Raw genomic sequence first — 18,176 nt, forward strand, 5'->3', positions numbered from 1 at the left:
TGGGGAGGCCAGCGCGCGCGACCCTTCAGTACATCTCCCGCTGCAACCCCAGTGTCGACAGGACCTTGCTCGAGATCTCCTCGATCGAGGTATGGGTCGTGCTCAGCGTGGGTATGCGCTCGAGGCTGAACATCGCCTCGGCGGCCTGCACCTCGCGCCGGCAGGTTTCCAGCTTCGCGTAGCGCGAATCCGGCCGCCGCTCCTGGCGGATCTGCTGCAGCCGTTCCGGATCGATGGTCAGGCCGAACAGCTTGCGCCGCCACTGCTTCAGCCGCGGCGGCAGGCGGTCGCTTTCCAGGTCGCCGTCGGTCAGGGGATAGTTCGCCGCCTTCACCCCGTAGTGCAGCGCCAGGTAGACGCAGGTCGGCGTCTTGCCTGCGCGGGACACGCCGACCAGGATCACGTCCGCTTCCTCGTAGTCGAAGGCCATGCCGTCGTCGTGGGTCAGCGAATAGTTCATCGCGTTGATGCGGCGATGGTAGGTCTCGAAGTCGACCATGCCGTGCGCCTGGCCCACGCGCGCCTGCCGCGGCTGCTCGAGCTCGCGCTCCAGCGGCTCGATGAAGGGCGCGAACACGTCCAGCATCAACGCACCGCTCTCGGCCAGGATCATGCTCAGCTGCACGTCGACGCAGGAGTTGACCACGATGGGCCGCACGCCGTGCTTGACGCCGGCGGCATGGATGCGGTCGCGCGCCTCGCGCGCCTTGTCAGGATCGTCGACGAAGGACAGGCGGTCGGTCAGGAACTGCATGCCGCTGAACTGGGTGAGCAGGCTGTGGCCGATGGTCTCGGCGGTGATACCGGTGCCATCGGACACGTAGAACACCGGGCGGATGCTGGTCATGGAATCGTTTTCTCCGTCTCACACCAAAACGGCCGCATTTACAAGATTGATATGCCCCGATGCTGGGGCGCATCATAACGGTTCCACATATCTCGGGACGGCGGCCACTGCCCGGCCGGGCGGTGGCTCCATGGAGCCTCGCACTTGAACCAGAACATCCTGTGGTTGCACGAGCTGCGCCTGGCCGACCTGGCCCGCGTCGGCGGCAAGAATTCCTCCCTAGGCGAAATGATCGGCCACCTGGCCAACCTGGGCGTGTCGGTCCCCGGCGGCTTTGCCACCACCTCGGAGGCGTTCAAGGCCTTCATCGCCCACAACGACCTGCACCAGCGCATCTACGACCGGCTGGCGACGCTGGACGTGGAAGACGTGCCGGCGCTGACCGCCGCGGGCAAGGAAATCCGCGGCTGGGTGATCGACGCCCCGCTGCAACCGGAGCTGGACCGCGACATCCGCAGCGCCTACGCGAAGCTGTCGGCCGACAACGGCGGCAGCGACGTCGCGGTCGCGGTGCGCTCCTCGGCCACGGCCGAGGACCTGCCCGACGCGTCGTTCGCCGGCCAGCAGGAGACTTTCCTCAACGTGACCGGCGCCGACGACGTCGTGCACAAGGTCAAGGAAGTGTTCGCCTCGCTGTACAACGACCGCGCCATCGCCTATCGCGTGCACCACGGCTTCAAGCACGAGGACGTGTTCCTCTCGGCCGGCGTGCAGCTGATGGTGCGTTCGGACGTCGGCGCCTCCGGCGTGCTGTTCACCCTCGACACCGAGTCCGGCTTCCGCGACGTGGTGTTCGTCACCGCCAGCTACGGCCTGGGCGAAATGGTCGTGCAGGGCGCGGTCAATCCCGACGAGTTCTACGTCTACAAGCCCACCCTGCGGCAGGGCAAGCCGGCGATCCTGCGGCGCGCGCTCGGCAGCAAGGCGATCCGCATGGTCTATTCGGACGCCCCCGGCGAGCGCGTGCGCACCGAGGAGACCCCGGCGGAGCTGCGTTCGAAGTTCTCGCTGTCCGACGAGGACGTGCAGGAGCTTTCGAAGCAGGCGCTGGTCATCGAGCAGCATTACGGCCGGCCGATGGACGTGGAATGGGCCAAGGACGGGGTCAGCGGCAAGCTGTTCATCGTGCAGGCGCGCCCGGAGACGGTGAAGTCGCGCGCCAAGGCCACCCAGATCGAGCGCTACACGCTCTCGCAGCGCGGCGAAGTGGTTGCCGAGGGCCGCGCCATCGGCCAGAAGATCGGCAGCGGCGTGGCCCGCGTGGTCCGATCGCTTGACGACATGAACCGCGTGCAGCCCGGCGACGTGCTGGTCGCCGACATGACCGACCCGGACTGGGAACCGGTGATGAAGCGCGCCAGCGCGATCGTCACCAACCGCGGCGGGCGCACCTGCCACGCGGCGATCATCGCGCGCGAGCTCGGCGTGCCCGCCGTGGTCGGCACCGGCAATGCGCTGGAGAAGATCGCCGACGGCCAGGAGGTTACGGTCAGCTGCGCCGAAGGCGACACCGGCTTCATCTACGCCGGCGCCCTGCCCTTCGAGCGCACCACCACCGACCTGGGCAACATGCCGCCGGCGCCGCTGAAGATCATGATGAACGTGGCCAACCCGGAGCGCGCGTTCGACTTCGGCCAGCTGCCCAACGCCGGCATCGGCCTGGCGCGGCTGGAGATGATCATCGCCAGCCACATCGGCGTGCACCCCAAGGCGCTGCTCGAGTACGGCAAGCAGGATGCCGAGACGAAGAAGAAGATCGACGCCAGGATCGCCGGCTACTCCGACCCGGTCGGCTTCTACGTCGATCGCCTGGCCGAAGGCATCGCCACGCTGACGGCCTCGGTCGCGCCGCATCCGGTGATCGTGCGCCTGTCGGACTTCAAGTCCAACGAGTACGCCAACCTGATCGGCGGCCACCGCTACGAGCCGGAGGAAGAGAACCCGATGATCGGCTTCCGCGGCGCCAGCCGCTACGTCGATCCGTCGTTCGCCGACGCCTTCGCGCTGGAATGCAAGGCCGTGCTCAAGGTCCGCAACGACATGGGCCTGGACAACCTGTGGGTGATGATCCCGTTCGTGCGCACCCTGGAGGAAGGCCGCAAGGTCATCGAGGTGCTCGCCGCCAACGGCCTGCGCCAGGGTGAGCGCGGCCTGAAGATCATCATGATGTGCGAAGTCCCGTCCAACGCCCTGCTGGCCGACGAGTTCCTGGAGATATTCGACGGCTTCTCGATCGGCTCCAACGACCTCACCCAGCTGACCCTGGGCCTGGACCGCGACTCGGCGATCGTGGCTCACCTGTTCGACGAGCGGAACCCGGCGGTGAAGAAGCTGCTGTCGATGGCGATCAAGGCCGCGCGCGCCAAAGGCAAGTACGTGGGCATCTGCGGCCAGGGCCCGTCCGACCACCCCGACCTGGCCGAATGGCTGATGGCCGAAGGGATCGAATCGATGTCGCTCAACCCGGACACGGTGGTCGACACCTGGCTGCGCCTGGCCAGGGCCAAGGCCGGCTGACGCGATCCGCACCGCCGGATGCAGGAAGGCCCACCGATCGGTGGGCCTTCTTCTTTTGGGGAGCTTTCCTACCGCCCAATCCCTTCCTGGTCTTCCGGTGCCTGGCCCGGATCGCCGCAGGGCGCGGTCAGTCCGTCGCCAGCTTCGCCAGGTGCCGGCGGTAGTGGCGCAGCTCCTCGATCGAGTCGTGGACGTCGCTCAGCGCGGTATGTGCGGCCTGCTTGCGCACGCCGGCCAGCACGTCGGGGGCCCAGCGCCGGGCCAGTTCCTTGAGCGTGCTCACGTCCAGGTTGCGGTAGTGGAAATACTGTTCCAGCCGCGGCATCAGCCGGTGGAGGAAGCGGCGGTCCTGGCAGATCGAGTTGCCGCACATCGGCGAGGCCTTGGCCGGTACCCACTCGTTGAGGAAGGCGACGGTACGCGCCTCGGCCTGGGCCAGGCTCACCTCGCTGTCGAGCACGCGCTGCCACAGGCCGGACTTGCGGTGCTGGTTGCGGTTCCACTCGTCCATCGCCTCCAGCGCCCCCAGCGGATGGGCGATCGCCAGCTCCGGGCCTTCGGCCAGCACGCGCAGTTGCGAGTCGGTGACGACCGTGGCGATCTCCAGGATCGAATCGTTGCCGGTATCCAGCCCGGTCATCTCCAGGTCGATCCAGATCAGGCGATCCTGTGCTGCTGCAATGGCCATGCGTCCTCGCTTCGCGGTACTGCGCGCTTGCCAGCCGCGCGCGGACTGGCATGATAACGCAGCCCCCCGGAACCGCCCGCCCATGGACTCCTCCAACACCCATGCCGTGCTGGCCGCGATGCTGGCGCCGGCTTTCTTCCTCACCGCTACCGCCTCGCTGCTGCTGTCGGCCAACAACCGCCTGGCGCGCATCATCGACCGGGCCCGCACCCTGCTGCGCGAGCTGGCCGACGTCGACGACGCCGGCGAGCGCGCGCTGTACGAACGGCGCATTGCCCTGCAGCGCCGACGCAGCCTGAACATCCTGCGTGCGGGGCAGCTGCTGTACGTGGCGATCAGTTGCTTCGTCGGCACCAGCCTGGCGGTCTCGGTCGACACCTTCACCGGGCACCGGCTGGGATCGCTGCCGATCCTGCTCGCCTCGGCCGGCGTGCTGTCGATGTTCGCCGCCAGCCTGCTCCTGGCGCGCGAATCGACCCTGGCGGTGACCGCGATCAACGAAGAGATGGACCACCGCCCCGGCAAGCGCAAGCCCGACTGAGGCCGCACGTTGTTGCGCATGCGCGCGTAGAGCGGGGCTTGCCCCGCTGCCCACGTGCCAGGACCGCCTCGCAACGGGCAGCGGGGCAAGCCCCGCTCTACCAGCCACGCCCGGCGATGGCAGATCCGGTCCCGATGACGCCGGCGCGCTTGCGACGACGGCGCGACTCAGAGCAATGGCCGGCCGCGCTTGGCCCGGAAATAGTTGCTCAGCCGGCGTCCGGCCTCCTCTCCGAGCACGCCACCCGACACCTGCACGCGATGGTTGTGCCGCGCATCGGCCAGCAGGTCGAACACGCTGCCGCAGGCTCCGGTCTTGGGATCGGCCGCGCCGTACACCACGCGGGCCACGCGCGCATGGACCAGGGCCATCGCGCACATCGCGCAGGGTTCCAGGGTCACGTACAGGGTGCTGCCGACCAGGCGGTGGTTGCCCAGCGCCCGCCCTGCCTCGCGCATGGCCACGATCTCTGCGTGCGCGCTGGGATCGTGGTCGAGGATATTGCGGTTCCAGCCTTCCCCGAGCAGCCGTCCATCGGCACCGACCAGCACCGCGCCGACCGGGATCTCGTTGTACTCGCCCTGGGCGCGCTCGGCCAGGGCGAAGGCGTGGCGCATCCAGCGCTCGTCGAGCGTGGCCTGGTCGTCCTGGCTCATGCCCCCCATCCGCGCCCTCTCACCAGCGCTGGTGCACGTGGGGGCGTATGTCCTGGTCGTAGACCTGCGCCACGGCGTCCAGGGTCGCCTGCGGCAGCGCGGGAAGCGTGGCCGCGGCGATATTCCCCAACGCCTGGGCGGCCGTGCGCGCGCCGGGAATGACCACGGTCACTGCCTCGTCCATCAGGATCCAGCGCAGGGCCAGCTGGGCCATCGTCGCGCCTTCCGGCACCAGTGGACGCAGCTTCTCCACCGCGGCCAGGCCGACCTCGTAGGGCACGCCGGAGAACGTTTCACCGACGTCGAACGCTTCGCCGTGCCGGTTGAACTGGCGATGGTCGCTGTCCTCGAAACGGGTATCACGGCCGAACTTGCCGCTGAGCATGCCGCTGGCCAGCGGCACGCGGGCGATCACCGCCACGTTGCGGCGCTGCGCCTGGCGGAAGAACAGCTCGGCCGGACGCAGGCGGAACATGTTGTAGATGATCTGGACGCTGGCCACGCCGGGGTACTCGATGGCCTTCAGGCCTTCCTCGACGCGCTCGACGCTGACGCCGTAGTGGCGCAGCTTGCCGCGCTCGACCAGGCGCTCCATCCGCTCGAACACCTCGGGGTGGTAGTAGGCGTCGGTCGGCGGGCAATGCAGCTGGACCAGGTCCAGCACATCGACGTCCAGGTTGCGCAGGCTGCGGTCGATCCAGGCTTCGAGATTCTGCGCGCTGTAGCCGGCCACGGTCTGTTCCGGCAGCCGGCGACCGGCCTTGGTCGCCACGAACGGGCGCGCGCCGCCCCGCTCCTTGAGCACGCGCGCGATCAGCTGCTCGGAGTGTCCGTCGCCGTAAACGTCCGCGGTGTCGATGAAGTCCAGGCCGGCGTCGAGCGCGGCATGCAGCGCGGCCACCGATTCGGAATCGTCGACCCTGCCCCACGCCGCGCCGATCGCCCAGGCGCCGAAGCCGATCGGGGCCACGCTGCGGCCGGTGCGGCCGAAAGGTCTGTTGCGCATGTCAGGCTCCTGTCGCTTCTTCTACCGGCCGTGGTCCCGGACCGGGCTCGCCGCCGCGGTCACTCCCACTCGATCGTGGCCGGCGGCTTGCCGCTGATGTCGTAGACCACGCGCGACACCCCGCGCAGCTCGTTGATGATGCGGTTGGACACCCGGCCGAGGAACTCGTACGGCAGATGCGCCCAGTGCGCGGTCATGAAATCGATGGTTTCCACCGCCCGCAGCGCGATCACCCACTCGTAGGCGCGCGCGTCGCCGACCACGCCCACCGACTTGACCGGCAGGAACACGGCGAAGGCCTGGCTGGTCTTGTCGTACAGGTCCCAGGCGCGCAGCTCCTCGATGAAGATCGCATCGGCCCGGGCCAGCAGCTCGGCGTACTCGGGCTTGACCTCGCCCAGGATGCGCACGCCCAGGCCGGGGCCCGGGAACGGATGGCGGTAGACCATCTCGCGCGGCAGGCCGAGCTCCACGCCCAGGCGGCGCACCTCGTCCTTGAACAGTTCGCGCAGCGGCTCGACCAGGCCCAGCTTCATGTGTTCGGGAAGGCCGCCGACGTTGTGGTGGCTCTTGATGACGTGGGCCTTGCCGGTCTTGCTGCCAGCCGACTCGATCACGTCGGGGTAGATGGTGCCCTGGGCCAGCCAGCGGGCGTTCTTCAGCTTGCCCGATTCTTCCTCGAAGATCTCCACGAACAGGTTGCCGATGATCTTGCGCTTGGCCTCCGGGTCGGCGATGCCTTCCAGCGCCTTGAAGTAACGCTCGTGCGCGTCGACGCGCACGACTTTCACGCCCATATGCTCGGCGAACATCGCCATCACCTGGTCGCCTTCCTTCCAGCGCAGCAGGCCGGTGTCGACGAACACGCAGGTCAGCTGGTCGCCGATGGCCTTGTGCAGCAGCGCGGCCACCACCGAAGAATCCACGCCGCCGGACAGGCCCAGGACCACCTCGTCGGTACCCACCTGCTCGCGCACGCGGGCGACCTGGTCCTCGATGATGTGGGCCGCCGTCCACAGGGTCTGGCAGCCGCAGATATCGACCACGAAGCGGCGCAGCAGCGCCTGGCCCTGCTTGGTATGGGTCACTTCGGGATGGAACTGCACGCCGTACCAGCGGCGCGCGTCGTCGGCGAAGGCCGCGACCGGGATCCGGTCGGTCTTCGCGGTGACGGTGAAGCCCGGCGGTGCGACCGAGACGTGGTCGCCATGGCTCATCCACACATCCAGGCGCGGCGGCGAGCCGGGATGGTCCTTGAGCCCCTCGAACAGGCGGTCGGCGGCCACCAGCGAGACCTCGGCGTGGCCGAATTCGCGCTGGTCGGCGGCCTCGGTGTCGCCGCCGAGCTGCTTGGCCATGGTCTGCATGCCATAGCAGATGCCCAGGATCGGCAGGCCGCTGTCGAACACCTGCTGCGGCGCGCGCGGCGAGCCGTCGACGGTGGTCGACTCCGGGCCACCCGACAGGATGATGCCCCTGGGCGCGAATGCGGCGATCTCGGCCGGGTCATGGTCCCAGGCCCAGATTTCGCAGTAGACGCCGAGCTCGCGGATGCGACGGGCGATCAGCTGGGTGTACTGCGCGCCGAAGTCGAGGATGAGGATCTTGTCGCTGTGGATGTCGGTCATCGGCGGGCGGCGCGGCTCTTGGTTGATGTGGGTTGTCGCCGCCATCCGTGGCGGACCGGTCGGGGGTGGCTGCCCTGCCCGGCCCTTGCGGGCCGGGCGTTCGCGGACGCGCGAGGCAGTGCCTCGCAAGCGCGTCCGCTCACCCCATGCGGTAGTTCGGCGGTTCCTTGGTGATCTGCACGTCGTGGACGTGGCTCTCGCGCTGGCCGGCGCCGGTGATCACCACGAACTTGGGCTTGCTGCGCATCTCCTCGATGGTCGCGCAACCGACGTAGCCCATGGTGGCGCGCAGGCCGCCGATCAGCTGGTGGATCACGCCCGACAGCGGGCCGCGGACCGGGACCCGGCCCTCGATGCCTTCGGGCACCAGCTTATCGGCGTCGGAGGCGTCCTGGAAGTAGCGGTCCTTGGAACCCTTCTCCATCGCGCCCAGCGAGCCCATGCCGCGGTAGCTCTTGTAGCTGCGGCCCTGGAACAGTTCGATCTCGCCCGGCGACTCCTCGGTGCCGGCGAACAGGCCGCCGATCATCACGGTCGAGGCACCGGCGGCGATCGCCTTGCCGATGTCGCCCGAATAGCGGATGCCGCCGTCGGCGATCAGCGGGATGCGGTCCTGCAGCGCCTCGGCCACCAGGTCGACCGCGGTGATCTGCGGCACGCCCACGCCGGCGACCACGCGCGTGGTGCAGATCGAACCCGGGCCGACGCCGACCTTCACCGCGTCGGCGCCGGCGTCGTAGAGGGCCAGCGCGGCTTCGCCGGTGACGATGTTGCCGCCGATCACCTGCACCTGCGGGAAGTTCTTCTTGACCCAGGCCACGCGGTCGACCACCGCCTGCGAATGGCCGTGCGCGGTGTCGACCACGATCACGTCCACGCCGGCGGCCACCAGCGCCTCAACGCGCTGCTCGGTGTCGCCGCCCACGCCCACCGCGGCGCCGACCAGCAGGCGCGAGGACGAGTCCTTGGCGGCGTTCGGGTTGTCGGTCTTCTTCTGGATGTCCTTGACCGTGATCAGGCCGCGCAGGGCGTAGTCGTCGTTGACGACCAGCACCTTCTCGATCCGGTGCTTGTGCAGGAGCTTGAGCACTTCGCCGTCTTCGGCGCCCTCCTTCACTGTGACCAGGCGGTCCTTCTTGGTCATGATGTGGCGGACCGGGTCGTCCAGCTCGGTCTCGAAGCGCATGTCGCGGCGGGTCACGATGCCGGTCAGCTGGCCCGATTCGTCGACCACCGGCACGCCGGAGATGTTGCGCGCGCGGGTCAGCGCCAGCACTTCGCGGATCGTGGTGTCGGGCCTGACCGTGATCGGGTCGCGGATCACGCCGGATTCGAACTTCTTGACCTTCGCCACCTCGGCGGCCTGCTGCTCGGCGGTCATGTTCTTGTGCAGGATGCCGATGCCGCCCAGCTGGGCCATGGCCACGGCCAGGCGGGCTTCGGTCACCGTGTCCATCGCCGCCGAGACGATCGGCAGGTTGATGCGCAGGTCCCGGGTGAAACGCGTCGTGAGCGACACGTCCTTGGGCAGCACGGTGGAATGGGCGGGGACGAGGGAGACGTCGTCGTAGGTGAGCGCTTCGGCCTGGATGCGTAGCATCGGCATACCCGGATGTGGGGAAGCGCGCCATTATACGCCCCAAGCACCCCCGCCCGGCGAGCCTTGCAAGCGGCACGCTGCATCCCGGGATCGCGCCGCCCGCGGCATGGGGCGATCACCGCCCGGGTCGGCCCACCTTGCCGGGGGAACGCCTTCAGGCCGGCCCATGGCGGATCCTGGGCCTGCCGCCCCGCGGCCCCGCGGCCCATGACTTAGGGCCGCGGGCGTTCGATCAGCCGTGCCGTTCCAGGGCTTCGACCGCCTCGATCGTGTTCTGCATCAGGGTGGCCACGGTCATCGGGCCGACCCCGCCGGGCACCGGCGTGATCCAGCTGGCGCGCTGCGCGGCGGCCTCGTAGCCGACGTCGCCGACCAGGCGGCCGTCGTCGAGGCGGTTGATGCCCACGTCGATCACCACCGCACCGGGCTTGATCCACTCGCCGGGGACGATGCCCGGCCGGCCCACCGCCACCACCAGGACATCGGCATCGCGGACGCGCGCTTCGAGCACCTCGTGCGGGGTGAACTTGTGGCAGCTGGTCACCGTGCAGCCGGCGATCAGCAGTTCCAGCGCCATCGGCCGGCCGACGTGGTTGCTCACGCCGACGATCGTGGCGTTGCGCCCGCGGACGGGGCGGTCGGTGTGGGCCAGCAGGGTCATGATCCCGCGCGGCGTGCACGGGCGCAGGCCGAACTGGCGCAGGGCCAGGTGGCCTACGTTCTGCGGATGGAAGCCGTCCACGTCCTTGCGCGGGTCGATCCGGCCGATCAGGCCGGACGCATCGGCGATCCCGGGCAGGGGCAGCTGGACCAGGATGCCGTGGATCTTCGGGTCAGCGTTGAGCTGGTCGATCAGGGCCAGGACCTGCGCCTCGGAGGTGCCGGCCGGCAGGTCGTAGTCGAACGCCTCGATGCCTACCTTTTCCGCCGCCTTGCGCTTGTTGCGCACGTACACGGCCGAAGCCGGGTCGGCGCCGACCAGGACCACCGCCAGGCCCGGTCGCGAGCGCCCGGCGGCGAGGCGGGCATCGACCCGGACCTTGAGTTCGTCGAGCAGGGCGTCGGCGACGCGGCGGCCATCGAGGATGCGAGCGGTCATCGGGGAACTTGCGGGAGGGAGCACGGAGTGGGCACATTGTCCCTGATTCGGCTGTGGCGAGGTAGGGAAAGCAGATGGTCGACACCGTGCAACTGGAGGCGGCCGCATTCCGCCGGCTGCTGCGGCACCTCAACCAGGAACGCGCCGATGTGCAGAACATCGACCTGATGATCCTGGCCGGGTTCTGCCGCAACTGCCTGGCCGACTGGTACCGCGAGGCGGCGCAGGAGGCTGGCGTGCCCATGGACAAGGAACAGGCGCGGCAGGCGGTCTACGGCATGCCGTTCGCCGAGTGGAAGTCGCGCCACCAGGCCGAAGCCACCCCGGAGCAGCTGGCAGCGTTCGAGGCATCCCGCGGCCGCCATGGCTGAGCGGCCACGGCGGTGGCCAGTCGCGGCGGGCCTGGGCCTGCTGCTCCTGCTCGGCTATGCCGCCATTGCCGCCCTGCTCTACGCCCGCCAGGACGCGCTGGTCTACTACCCGACCCACACCCGGGTGGCTACGACCCAGACGGATTTCGAAGTGCCGATGGGCGACATCCGGCTGCGCGGCTGGCGGGTGAACCCCGGGCGGCGCGACGCCCTGCTCTACTTCGGCGGCAACGCGGAGCGCGTCGAGTCATGGCGGGAGCCGTTTGCCGCCTGGTTCGCCGACCGCACCGTCTACCTGGTCGCCTACCGCGGTTACGGCGCCAGCGACGGCGAGCCATCGGAGGCGGCGATCCTGGCCGACGCGCTGGCGATCTACGACCGGGTGCGCCGCGACCATCCCGACGGCGACATCGGCGTGGTCGGCCGCAGCCTGGGCAGCGGCGTGGCCGCGCACGTCGCCGCGCACCGTCCGGTCGCACGGCTGGCCCTGGTCACGCCGTTCGACGGCCTGGCCGAGGTCGGCCAGGCCCACTATCCGTGGCTGCCGGTACGCTGGCTGATGCACGAGCGCTACCCTTCGGCGGAACTGTTGCGGGACTTCGGCGGCGAGGTGCTGGTCCTACGCGCCGCCCGCGACGCCGTCGTTCCGCCGGCCAATACCGACCGCCTGCTGCAAGCGCTGCCGCGCCCGGCCCAGGTGGTGGGCTTCGCCGGGGCCGGCCACAACGACATCTCCGACGATGCCAGCTACGGCGCCGCGCTCGCGCGGTTCATGCGCATGGCCGAGGGGCCGCCACCCGGCGCTATGCGTCGGTAGCCTCGGCGCGCCCATCCGCCCGGTCCAGCCGCTGCGACTCGCGGCGCGGCGTGGTGAATGGCGTCGGCGTGGCCGGCGCGGTATTGCCGATGATCAGCGGGCGACCGGCACGCACGTCTCCGGCCGCTACTTCCAGGGTGAAGCGCTCCGCATCCAGGCGCCGGACTTCCTCGGACACGCTCTGGGCCTCGTCGGCATCCACCCCGAGCTCCTCCAGCGCGGCGCGGCCGAACAGCACCGCGGACTCGAAGGTCTCCCGGATGTGGTAATCCACCCCCAGTGCGACCAGCTCCAGGGCATGTTCCCGGTCGAAGGCGCGCACCAGCAGGCGGGCCCGGGAAAATTCGCCGCGGCACAACTCGACGATGCGGTTGGCCGCCGCGCGGTCGTCGATGCACACCGCGATCGCGCGCGCCTTGTCGGCGCCGCAGGCATGCAGCACGTCCAGGCGGGTGCCGTCGCCGTAGTACACCTTGAAGCCGAACTCGCCGGCGCTGCGGATCATCTCGATGTCGGTATCGATGATGGTCACGTCCACGTCTCGCGCCAGAAGCGACTGGCTCATCACCTGGCCGAAGCGGCCGAAACCGATGATCAGCACGCTGCCGCTCAGGCCCTGCGCTTCGTCGATGCCTTCCATGGATGGCCCGCTGCGGTCCGGCAGCAGCCGGCGCACGGCCAGCACCACCAGCGGGGTGAAGGCCATCGACAGCACCACCACCGCGGTCAGGTTGGCATTGGTGCGCGCATCGATCACGCCGGTGGCCGCGGCGGCGGCGAACAGCACGAAGGCGAACTCGCCGCCCTGCGCCATCAGCACCGCGCGGTCGAGCGCTTCGCCGTGCGGACTGCGCATGACCCGGGCCACCGCATAGATGCACAGTCCCTTGGCCAGCATCAGTGCGGCCACCAGCGACAGGATCAGCCCGGCATTGGAGGCGACCACCCGCAAGTCCAGGGCCATGCCCACGGCCAGGAAGAACAGGCCCAGCAGGATCCCGCGGAAGGGCTCGATGTCGGCCTCCAACTGGTGCCGGAACGTGGATTCGGACAGCAGCACGCCGGCCAGGAAGGCGCCCATCGCCATCGACAGCCCGCCCACGTCCATCAGCAGCGCCGAGCCCAGCACCACCAGCAGCGCCGCGGCGGTCATCACCTCGCGCGCCTTGGCCGCCGCCAGCAGGCGGAACAGCGGATTGAGCAGCCAGATGCCCGCGGCGACCAGTCCCGCCAGCGCCGCGATCGCGGTCAGCACGCCCAGCCAGCGGCCGTCGCCGGCGGTGTCCGGCAGCGGCGACATGAAGGCCACCAGGGCCAGCAACGGCACGATCAGCAGGTCCTCGAACAGCAGGATCGAGACGATCTTCTGCCCGCGCGGCAAGGCGATGTCGCCGCGCTCGCTCAGCAGCTGCATGACGATCGCCGTGGAGGTCAGCACGAAGCCGGCCGCGCCGATGAAGGCCGCCTTTCCCGGCAGGCCGAACAGCAGCGCCACCGCGGTCAGCACCGCGATGCACGTGCCGATCTGCAGCGAACCCAGGCCGAAGATCTCCCCGCGCAGGCTCCACAGGTGCGACGGGCGCATCTCCAGGCCGATCACGAACAGGAACATCACCACGCCCAGCTCGGCCACGTGCAGGATCGCCTGCGGGTCGCTGAACCAGCCCAGCCCGAACGGCCCGATCAGCAGGCCCGCGGCCAGGTAGCCGAGCACCGAGCCCAGGCCCAGCCGCCGGAACAGCGGCACCATGACCACCGCAGCACCCAGCAGGGCGACCACCCGGACCAGCTGGTCCCCCATTGCGCTTTCCACCGCCATCTCAGTCATCCCTTGGTGTGCCGGCGCAAGCGCGGGCGCGTGGGCCACCGGCCCGTCGAACGGAGGACGGCACTCAGCCGCCCGTCGCGCAGAACCGAGCGTAGTCGATGTAGCCCGGGAACGGCCGCCCCGGCGCGCAGACCGGGCATTGCGGGTCGGGCGCCAGCCGGACCTCGCGGAACCGCATCGCCAGCGCATCGAACTGCAGCAGGCGCCCGGCCAGGCCCTGGCCGATGCCCAGCAGCAGCTTGATCGCCTCGTTGGCCTGCAGCAGGCCGACGATACCCGGCAGCACGCCCAGCACGCCGGCGTCGGCGCAACTGGGCGCGAACTGCGGCGGCGGCGGTTCCGGGAACAGGCAGCGGTAGCACGGGCAACGCCCGCGGTGGCGGCCGGCGTCGAACACGCTGGCCTGGCCTTCGAAGCGCTGCACGGCGCCGTACACCAGCGGCTTGCCCAGCTTCACGCAGGCGTCGTTGAGCAGGTACCGCAGCGGGAAGTTGTCCGAGCCGTCCACGACCACGTCCATGCCCTCAAGCAAGGCCTCCACGTTTGCCGATGTCGCCCGCTCGCGCATGCCCTCCACGACCACGCGCGGATTGAGTGCGGCCAGGCGCTCGCGCGCCGATTCGACCTTGGCCTGGCCGATGGCCGCTTCCACGTGCAGGATCTGCCGCTGCAGGTTGCTGCGGTCCACCACGTCGTCGTCGACGAGGCGCAGGTGGCCGACGCCGGCGGCGGCCAGGTAGAACGCGGCCGGCGAACCGAGCCCGCCGGCACCGACCAGCAGCACGCGCGATCGCTCGAGCCGGCGCTGGCCTTCCACGCCCACCTCGTCCAGGCGCAGGTGGCGCGAGTAGCGCTCCAGGAAATCTGCCTCGTCCGCATCCAGCTGCGGACGCACCAGCGGCAGCTCGTCCGCGATCCAGGCGGTGGTGCCGCCGGCGACCGAATGCACGTCCGTGTAGCCGGCCGCCCGCAACAGCTGCACGGTGGCAGCCGAACGCTGCCCGGACTGGCAGATCAGCATCACCGCCGCGTCCGGCGCCTGCAGGTGCCGGGCGTGCTCGGCTTCCAGCTCGTCCTTGGGGATGCCCAGCGCGCCCTCGGCCTGGCCGCTGGCGCGCTCGTGCGCCTGGCGGATATCGACCAGCAGTGCGCCCTGGTGCTGGCGTTCGCGCGCCTGGCGGGGCGTGATCTCGAAATGGGCCATTGGTCGATTATCCGGCGCGCATCGCGACGGCGAAAGCACCCGGTTGCGGGTTGCATGTTTCCGCGGGCGCGGGCAATCGGGCGCGGGCGTGCCGCCGTCGCAGGCCGCGTTAGAGTGGCACAACCTCGACCAGGTCCCCGGCCGCATAGTCGCGCACGCCCTCGTCCAGCACGATCAGCACGTCGCTGCCGGACGCCGCGCGCAGGCGATGGGAGCCATCGGCCGGATTGGGGAGCACCTGCAATCCGGCGCCATCGCCTTGGCCGAGCTGGCCGCGCAGCAGCTCCAGGCGCTCGTGGCGTTTGCGCCAGGGGGCGCTCAGGCACGCGCGCCAGCGCGTGCGCGGTTCGCTGCGCCCCTGCAGGCCGTCGAGCACCGCCCGGCCCAGCAGCGTGAAGGTCGCCAGCACCGACACCGGGTTCCCCGGCAGGCCCAGCACCAGCGCGCGCCCGGCCTGCCCGAACAGCACCGGCATGCCCGGCCGCATCCGCACCTTCCAGAAATGGATGCGGCCGCGCGCACGCAGCCACGGCGGCAGGTGGTCCTTTTCGCCGGCCGACACGCCGCCGCAGGTCACGACCACGTCGAAGCTGTCGACCGCGTCGTCCAGTACGGCCGCGATCCGTGTGGGGTCGTCGGGCAGGGTCGGCCACGCCACCGGCTCCAGGCCGAGCCCGCGCAACTGCGCCATCAGCTGGTCGCGGTTGCTGTTGTAGACCTGGCCGGGCTGCAACGGCAGGCCCGGCTCGACCAGTTCGTCGCCGCTGGCGAACACGGCCACCGTCGGTCGCGGCGACACCGCGAGGCGATCGATGCCCAGCGATGCGGCCAGGCCGATCCGCGCGGGGGTCAGCACCTGGCCTGCGTGCAGCACCACGTCGCCGACCTGCACGTCCTCGGCGTGGCGGCGCACGTTGGCCCCGTGGGCCAGCCCGGCGGGCACCAGCACCGTGTCGCCGTCGAGCACCGCGCTTTCCTTGATCAGCACCGTATCGGTGCCCTCGGGCATCGGCGCCCCGGTGGTGACGCGGACGCACTGGCCCGTGGCCGGCGCCAGGCCCAGGTCGCGGCCGGCGAACTGCTCGCCCGCCAGGCGCAGCGCGGTGGGCGCGTCGGGATGCAAGTCGGCATGGCGCAGGGCGAAGCCGTCCATCGCGCTGTTGTCGAAGCCGGGCAAGGCCACCGGCGCGACCACGTCGGCCGCCAACACCCGGCCATCAGCACGCGAGGTCGGTACGCGCTCCGCCGCCGGCCGCCGTGCCGCACTCACCTGTCCGATGATGGCGAGCGCTTCGTCCAGCGAGATGCGGGTGGGGAAATCGGCGTGGTCCATCGGTCGGCTCGCGTCCGGCCCGCGCGGAGTCAGGGCAGCGCGATGCGCGCCGCGGCCAGGTCCTGGGGCGTGTTGAGGTTGCCGAAGCGTACCCCGCGCAGCCGCACCCGGCCCAGCCCGAGCCGCTGTTCCAGCTGGCGCGGTGCGAGCTGGCCCTCGGCGACCATCGCCGACAGCGCGCGCCGCAGCGGTTCGCATCGATAAAGCGCCACCAGGGGCTGCGGACCGTCGTCGTCCTCGGCGACTGCTCCGTTGGGCGCGGCGCCGCTGGCGAGGCTCCGGACGAGGCAGTCGTTGACGTCGAACAGGTCCACCGGCAAGGTCAGCAGCCACTCGGTCGTGCACGCGGCCGCCAGCGCGTCGAGCCCGGCCAGCGGGCCGCTGCCGGAGTCGAGCCGGTCGACCACCGTGGCCAGGCCGGCGTCGGCGTAACGGGCCAAGTCGGTGTTGGCGCTGACCAGCACCGGACCGGTCTCCCCCGGGAACCGGCGCGCGAAGCGCAGGACCTGGGGCACGCCATCGCGCTCGAGCCAGGCCTTGTCGACGCCACCCAGCCGCGATCCGCGGCCGCCCGCCAGCAGACCCAGGGTCAGGGTGCCGGCGGCCAAGGCCGCCATCTCACTTGCCGCGCTTGACGTGGCGGATCAGCCGGCGCTTGCGTGCGACCTGGCGCTCGGTCAGTTCGTTCTTCTTGCCTTCGTACGGATTGGCGCCCTCGCGGAACAGCATCCGCACCGGCGTTCCGACCAGCTTGAAGCGCTTGCGGAAGAAGTTCTCCAGGTAGCGCTTGTACGAATCGGGCAGGTCCTTCAGGCGGGTGCCGTGGACCACGAACGTCGGTGGATTCTCGCCACCGGGATGCGCGTAGCGCAGCTTGGAGACGTGGCCGCGGATGCTCGGCGGCGGATTGGTCTCATAGGCGATCTCGAGCGCCTTGTTCACTTCGCTGGTGCTGAAGGTGCGGATCGCCGAGGCATGCGCGCGATGGACGGCGCGGAACAGCTCGCGCAAACCGGAGCCGTGCTTGGCCGAGATGCGCACCGCCTCGGCCCACGGCACGAAGGACAGCTTGCGCGACAGCAGCGCCTCGGCCTGCTCGCGCTGGTAGGTGGTCAGCCCGTCCCACTTGTTGACCGCGATCACCAGCGCGCGGCCGGCATCGAGCACCGCACCCAGCACGGTGGCGTCCTGGTCGGTGACGCCTTCGGTGGCGTCCAGCATCAGCACCGCCACCTGGCAGCGCTCGATCGCCTGCAGCGTCTTGACCACGCTGAACTTCTCGACCGCCTCCTCGACCTTGCCCTTGCGGCGGATGCCGGCGGTGTCGATCAGCCGGTACAGCTTCCCGTCGCGCTCCAGGTCGGCGGCGATCGAATCGCGCGTGGTACCGGGCACCTCCGAGGCGATCATCCGCTCCTCGCCCAGCAGCCGGTTGACCAGGGTGGACTTGCCCACGTTCGGCCGGCCGACGAAGGCCACGCGCAGGCGCGACGGATCGTTGTCCAGTTCCTCGGTGCTGCCCTCTTCGGGAATGCGCTCGAGGATTTCCAGGTGCAGGTCGTCCAGGCCCTGCCGGTGCGCCGCCGATACCGCCAGCACATCGGCGAAACCGTAACGCGCGAACTCGGCGCGCACCGCGTCCTCGTTGGTGCCGTCGATCTTGTTGATCACCAGAAGGGTCGGACGCGCCAGCTTGCGCAGCCAGGACAGGATCTCGTCGTCCAGCGCCGAAGCGCCCTCGCGGCCGTCGACCACGAACAGGACCAGGTCGGCCTCGCCGGCGGCGCCACGCGCCTGGCGGGCGGTGGCTCCGGCCAGGCCTTCCTCTTCGCCGGCGATGCCACCGGTATCGACCAGCAGGAACGGCCGGTCCGGCTCGAGCCTGCACACGCCATAGTTGCGGTCGCGGGTGACGCCCGGCTCGTCGTGGACGAGCGCGTCGCGGCTGCGCGTCAGCGCATTGAACAGGGTCGACTTGCCGACATTGGGCCGTCCAACCAGAGCAACCAGCGGCAACATGGCGTGATCCCTGCCTGCATCC

The 18,176-nt window shown here is 70.1% G+C and carries 16 protein-coding genes; 4 read left to right on the plus strand and 12 right to left on the minus strand.

The genetic code is table 11. The features are described from left to right. Positions 1-25: 25 nt before the first annotated feature. Entirely contained in the window at positions 26-847 is an 822-nt protein-coding gene (ppsR, locus tag ABKA19_RS05625) for a posphoenolpyruvate synthetase regulatory kinase/phosphorylase PpsR (RefSeq protein WP_353688078.1), read from the minus strand. A 144-nt stretch (positions 848-991) separates the two neighbouring features. Here ppsR and ppsA point away from each other — a divergent pair, with 144 nt between their 5' ends. Next, complete coding sequence (ppsA, locus tag ABKA19_RS05630) at positions 992-3,364, plus strand: phosphoenolpyruvate synthase (protein WP_353688079.1); 2,373 nt, start codon at positions 992-994, stop codon at positions 3,362-3,364. Between the two features lie 127 nt (positions 3,365-3,491). On the opposite strand, the gene orn is transcribed toward ppsA, so the two are convergent. After that, complete coding sequence (gene orn, locus ABKA19_RS05635) at positions 3,492-4,052, minus strand: oligoribonuclease (protein WP_353688080.1); 561 nt, start codon at positions 4,050-4,052, stop codon at positions 3,492-3,494. Positions 4,053-4,134: 82 nt separating this feature from the next. On the opposite strand from orn, the gene ABKA19_RS05640 reads away from it, so the two are divergent. Further along, positions 4,135-4,593 (plus strand): DUF2721 domain-containing protein, encoded by a 459-nt coding sequence (locus tag ABKA19_RS05640; RefSeq protein ID WP_353688081.1) that lies wholly within the window; start codon positions 4,135-4,137, stop codon positions 4,591-4,593. A gap of 167 nt (positions 4,594-4,760) precedes the next feature. Here the strand turns inward: ABKA19_RS05640 and tadA are convergent, their stop codons facing one another. From tadA to folD, 5 genes are all read right to left on the minus strand, one after another. Then, the gene (gene tadA / locus ABKA19_RS05645) at positions 4,761-5,249 is read right to left on the minus strand and encodes a tRNA adenosine(34) deaminase TadA (RefSeq protein WP_502945719.1); all 489 of its coding nucleotides are present in this window, start codon (positions 5,247-5,249) and stop codon (positions 4,761-4,763) included. Positions 5,250-5,268: 19 nt separating this feature from the next. Continuing rightward, positions 5,269-6,255: an aldo/keto reductase gene (locus tag ABKA19_RS05650; RefSeq protein WP_353688083.1), complete on the minus strand. Its 987-nt coding sequence runs from the start codon at positions 6,253-6,255 to the stop codon at positions 5,269-5,271. Between the two features lie 59 nt (positions 6,256-6,314). Further along, a complete protein-coding gene (guaA, locus tag ABKA19_RS05655; RefSeq protein ID WP_353688084.1) occupies positions 6,315-7,883 on the minus strand; it encodes a glutamine-hydrolyzing GMP synthase in 1,569 nt (522 codons plus the stop codon). A gap of 139 nt (positions 7,884-8,022) precedes the next feature. After that, entirely contained in the window at positions 8,023-9,483 is a 1,461-nt protein-coding gene (guaB, locus tag ABKA19_RS05660) for an IMP dehydrogenase (protein ID WP_353688085.1), read from the minus strand. 232 nt (positions 9,484-9,715) lie between these two features. Continuing rightward, entirely contained in the window at positions 9,716-10,582 is an 867-nt protein-coding gene (gene folD, locus ABKA19_RS05665) for a bifunctional methylenetetrahydrofolate dehydrogenase/methenyltetrahydrofolate cyclohydrolase FolD (RefSeq protein ID WP_353688086.1), read from the minus strand. Positions 10,583-10,656: 74 nt separating this feature from the next. Here folD and ABKA19_RS05670 point away from each other — a divergent pair, with 74 nt between their 5' ends. Both ABKA19_RS05670 and ABKA19_RS05675 read left to right on the plus strand, forming a co-directional pair. Further along, positions 10,657-10,953, plus strand: a complete 297-nt coding sequence (locus ABKA19_RS05670; protein WP_353688087.1) for a DUF1244 domain-containing protein — start codon at positions 10,657-10,659, stop codon at positions 10,951-10,953. Beyond that, on the plus strand, positions 10,946-11,770 hold the full coding sequence (locus tag ABKA19_RS05675) for an alpha/beta hydrolase (RefSeq protein WP_353688088.1): 825 nt from the start codon (positions 10,946-10,948) through the stop codon (positions 11,768-11,770). The genes ABKA19_RS05670 and ABKA19_RS05675 overlap by 8 nt, the downstream gene beginning before the upstream one ends. On the opposite strand, the gene ABKA19_RS05680 is transcribed toward ABKA19_RS05675, so the two are convergent. The 5 genes from ABKA19_RS05680 to der form a co-directional block, all read right to left on the minus strand. Continuing rightward, a complete protein-coding gene (locus tag ABKA19_RS05680; RefSeq protein WP_353688089.1) occupies positions 11,757-13,589 on the minus strand; it encodes a monovalent cation:proton antiporter-2 (CPA2) family protein in 1,833 nt (610 codons plus the stop codon). The two genes, ABKA19_RS05675 and ABKA19_RS05680, sit on opposite strands and share 14 nt — an antisense overlap. Positions 13,590-13,662: 73 nt before the next feature. Further along, entirely contained in the window at positions 13,663-14,802 is a 1,140-nt protein-coding gene (moeB, locus tag ABKA19_RS05685; RefSeq protein ID WP_353688090.1) for a molybdopterin-synthase adenylyltransferase MoeB, read from the minus strand. Between the two features lie 109 nt (positions 14,803-14,911). Next, positions 14,912-16,135 (minus strand): molybdopterin molybdotransferase MoeA, encoded by a 1,224-nt coding sequence (locus ABKA19_RS05690; RefSeq protein WP_353688091.1) that lies wholly within the window; start codon positions 16,133-16,135, stop codon positions 14,912-14,914. A gap of 29 nt (positions 16,136-16,164) precedes the next feature. Beyond that, positions 16,165-16,752, minus strand: coding sequence for a molybdenum cofactor guanylyltransferase (gene mobA / locus ABKA19_RS05695; protein WP_162375553.1), 588 nt, complete (start codon positions 16,750-16,752; stop codon positions 16,165-16,167). Between the two features lies 1 nt (position 16,753). Continuing rightward, a complete protein-coding gene (gene der / locus ABKA19_RS05700; RefSeq protein WP_353688092.1) occupies positions 16,754-18,154 on the minus strand; it encodes a ribosome biogenesis GTPase Der in 1,401 nt (466 codons plus the stop codon). Between the last annotated feature and the right edge of the window lie 22 nt (positions 18,155-18,176).

It is taken from the genome of Pseudoxanthomonas sp. Soil82 (assembly GCF_040446535.1).
Lineage (GTDB): Bacteria > Pseudomonadota > Gammaproteobacteria > Xanthomonadales > Xanthomonadaceae > Pseudoxanthomonas > Pseudoxanthomonas kaohsiungensis.

Excerpts from the sequence above, each read along its gene's own strand:
- ABKA19_RS05690 (WP_353688091.1), bottom strand. The coding sequence starts at position 16,135 with ATGGACCACGCCGATTTCCCCACCCGCATCTCGCTGGACGAAGCGCTC.
- guaB (WP_353688085.1), bottom strand. The coding sequence starts at position 9,483 with ATGCTACGCATCCAGGCCGAAGCGCTCACCTACGACGACGTCTCCCTC.
- moeB (WP_353688090.1), bottom strand. The coding sequence starts at position 14,802 with ATGGCCCATTTCGAGATCACGCCCCGCCAGGCGCGCGAACGCCAGCAC.
- ABKA19_RS05680 (WP_353688089.1), bottom strand. The coding sequence starts at position 13,589 with ATGGCGGTGGAAAGCGCAATGGGGGACCAGCTGGTCCGGGTGGTCGCC.
- orn (WP_353688080.1), bottom strand. The coding sequence starts at position 4,052 with ATGGCCATTGCAGCAGCACAGGATCGCCTGATCTGGATCGACCTGGAG.
- folD (WP_353688086.1), bottom strand. The coding sequence starts at position 10,582 with ATGACCGCTCGCATCCTCGATGGCCGCCGCGTCGCCGACGCCCTGCTC.
- ABKA19_RS05650 (WP_353688083.1), bottom strand. The coding sequence starts at position 6,255 with ATGCGCAACAGACCTTTCGGCCGCACCGGCCGCAGCGTGGCCCCGATC.
- mobA (WP_162375553.1), bottom strand. The coding sequence starts at position 16,752 with ATGGCGGCCTTGGCCGCCGGCACCCTGACCCTGGGTCTGCTGGCGGGC.
- der (WP_353688092.1), bottom strand. The coding sequence starts at position 18,154 with ATGTTGCCGCTGGTTGCTCTGGTTGGACGGCCCAATGTCGGCAAGTCG.
- tadA (WP_502945719.1), bottom strand. The coding sequence starts at position 5,249 with ATGAGCCAGGACGACCAGGCCACGCTCGACGAGCGCTGGATGCGCCAC.
- ABKA19_RS05675 (WP_353688088.1), top strand. The coding sequence starts at position 10,946 with ATGGCTGAGCGGCCACGGCGGTGGCCAGTCGCGGCGGGCCTGGGCCTG.
- ppsR (WP_353688078.1), bottom strand. The coding sequence starts at position 847 with ATGACCAGCATCCGCCCGGTGTTCTACGTGTCCGATGGCACCGGTATC.
- ABKA19_RS05670 (WP_353688087.1), top strand. The coding sequence starts at position 10,657 with ATGGTCGACACCGTGCAACTGGAGGCGGCCGCATTCCGCCGGCTGCTG.
- guaA (WP_353688084.1), bottom strand. The coding sequence starts at position 7,883 with ATGACCGACATCCACAGCGACAAGATCCTCATCCTCGACTTCGGCGCG.
- ABKA19_RS05640 (WP_353688081.1), top strand. The coding sequence starts at position 4,135 with ATGGACTCCTCCAACACCCATGCCGTGCTGGCCGCGATGCTGGCGCCG.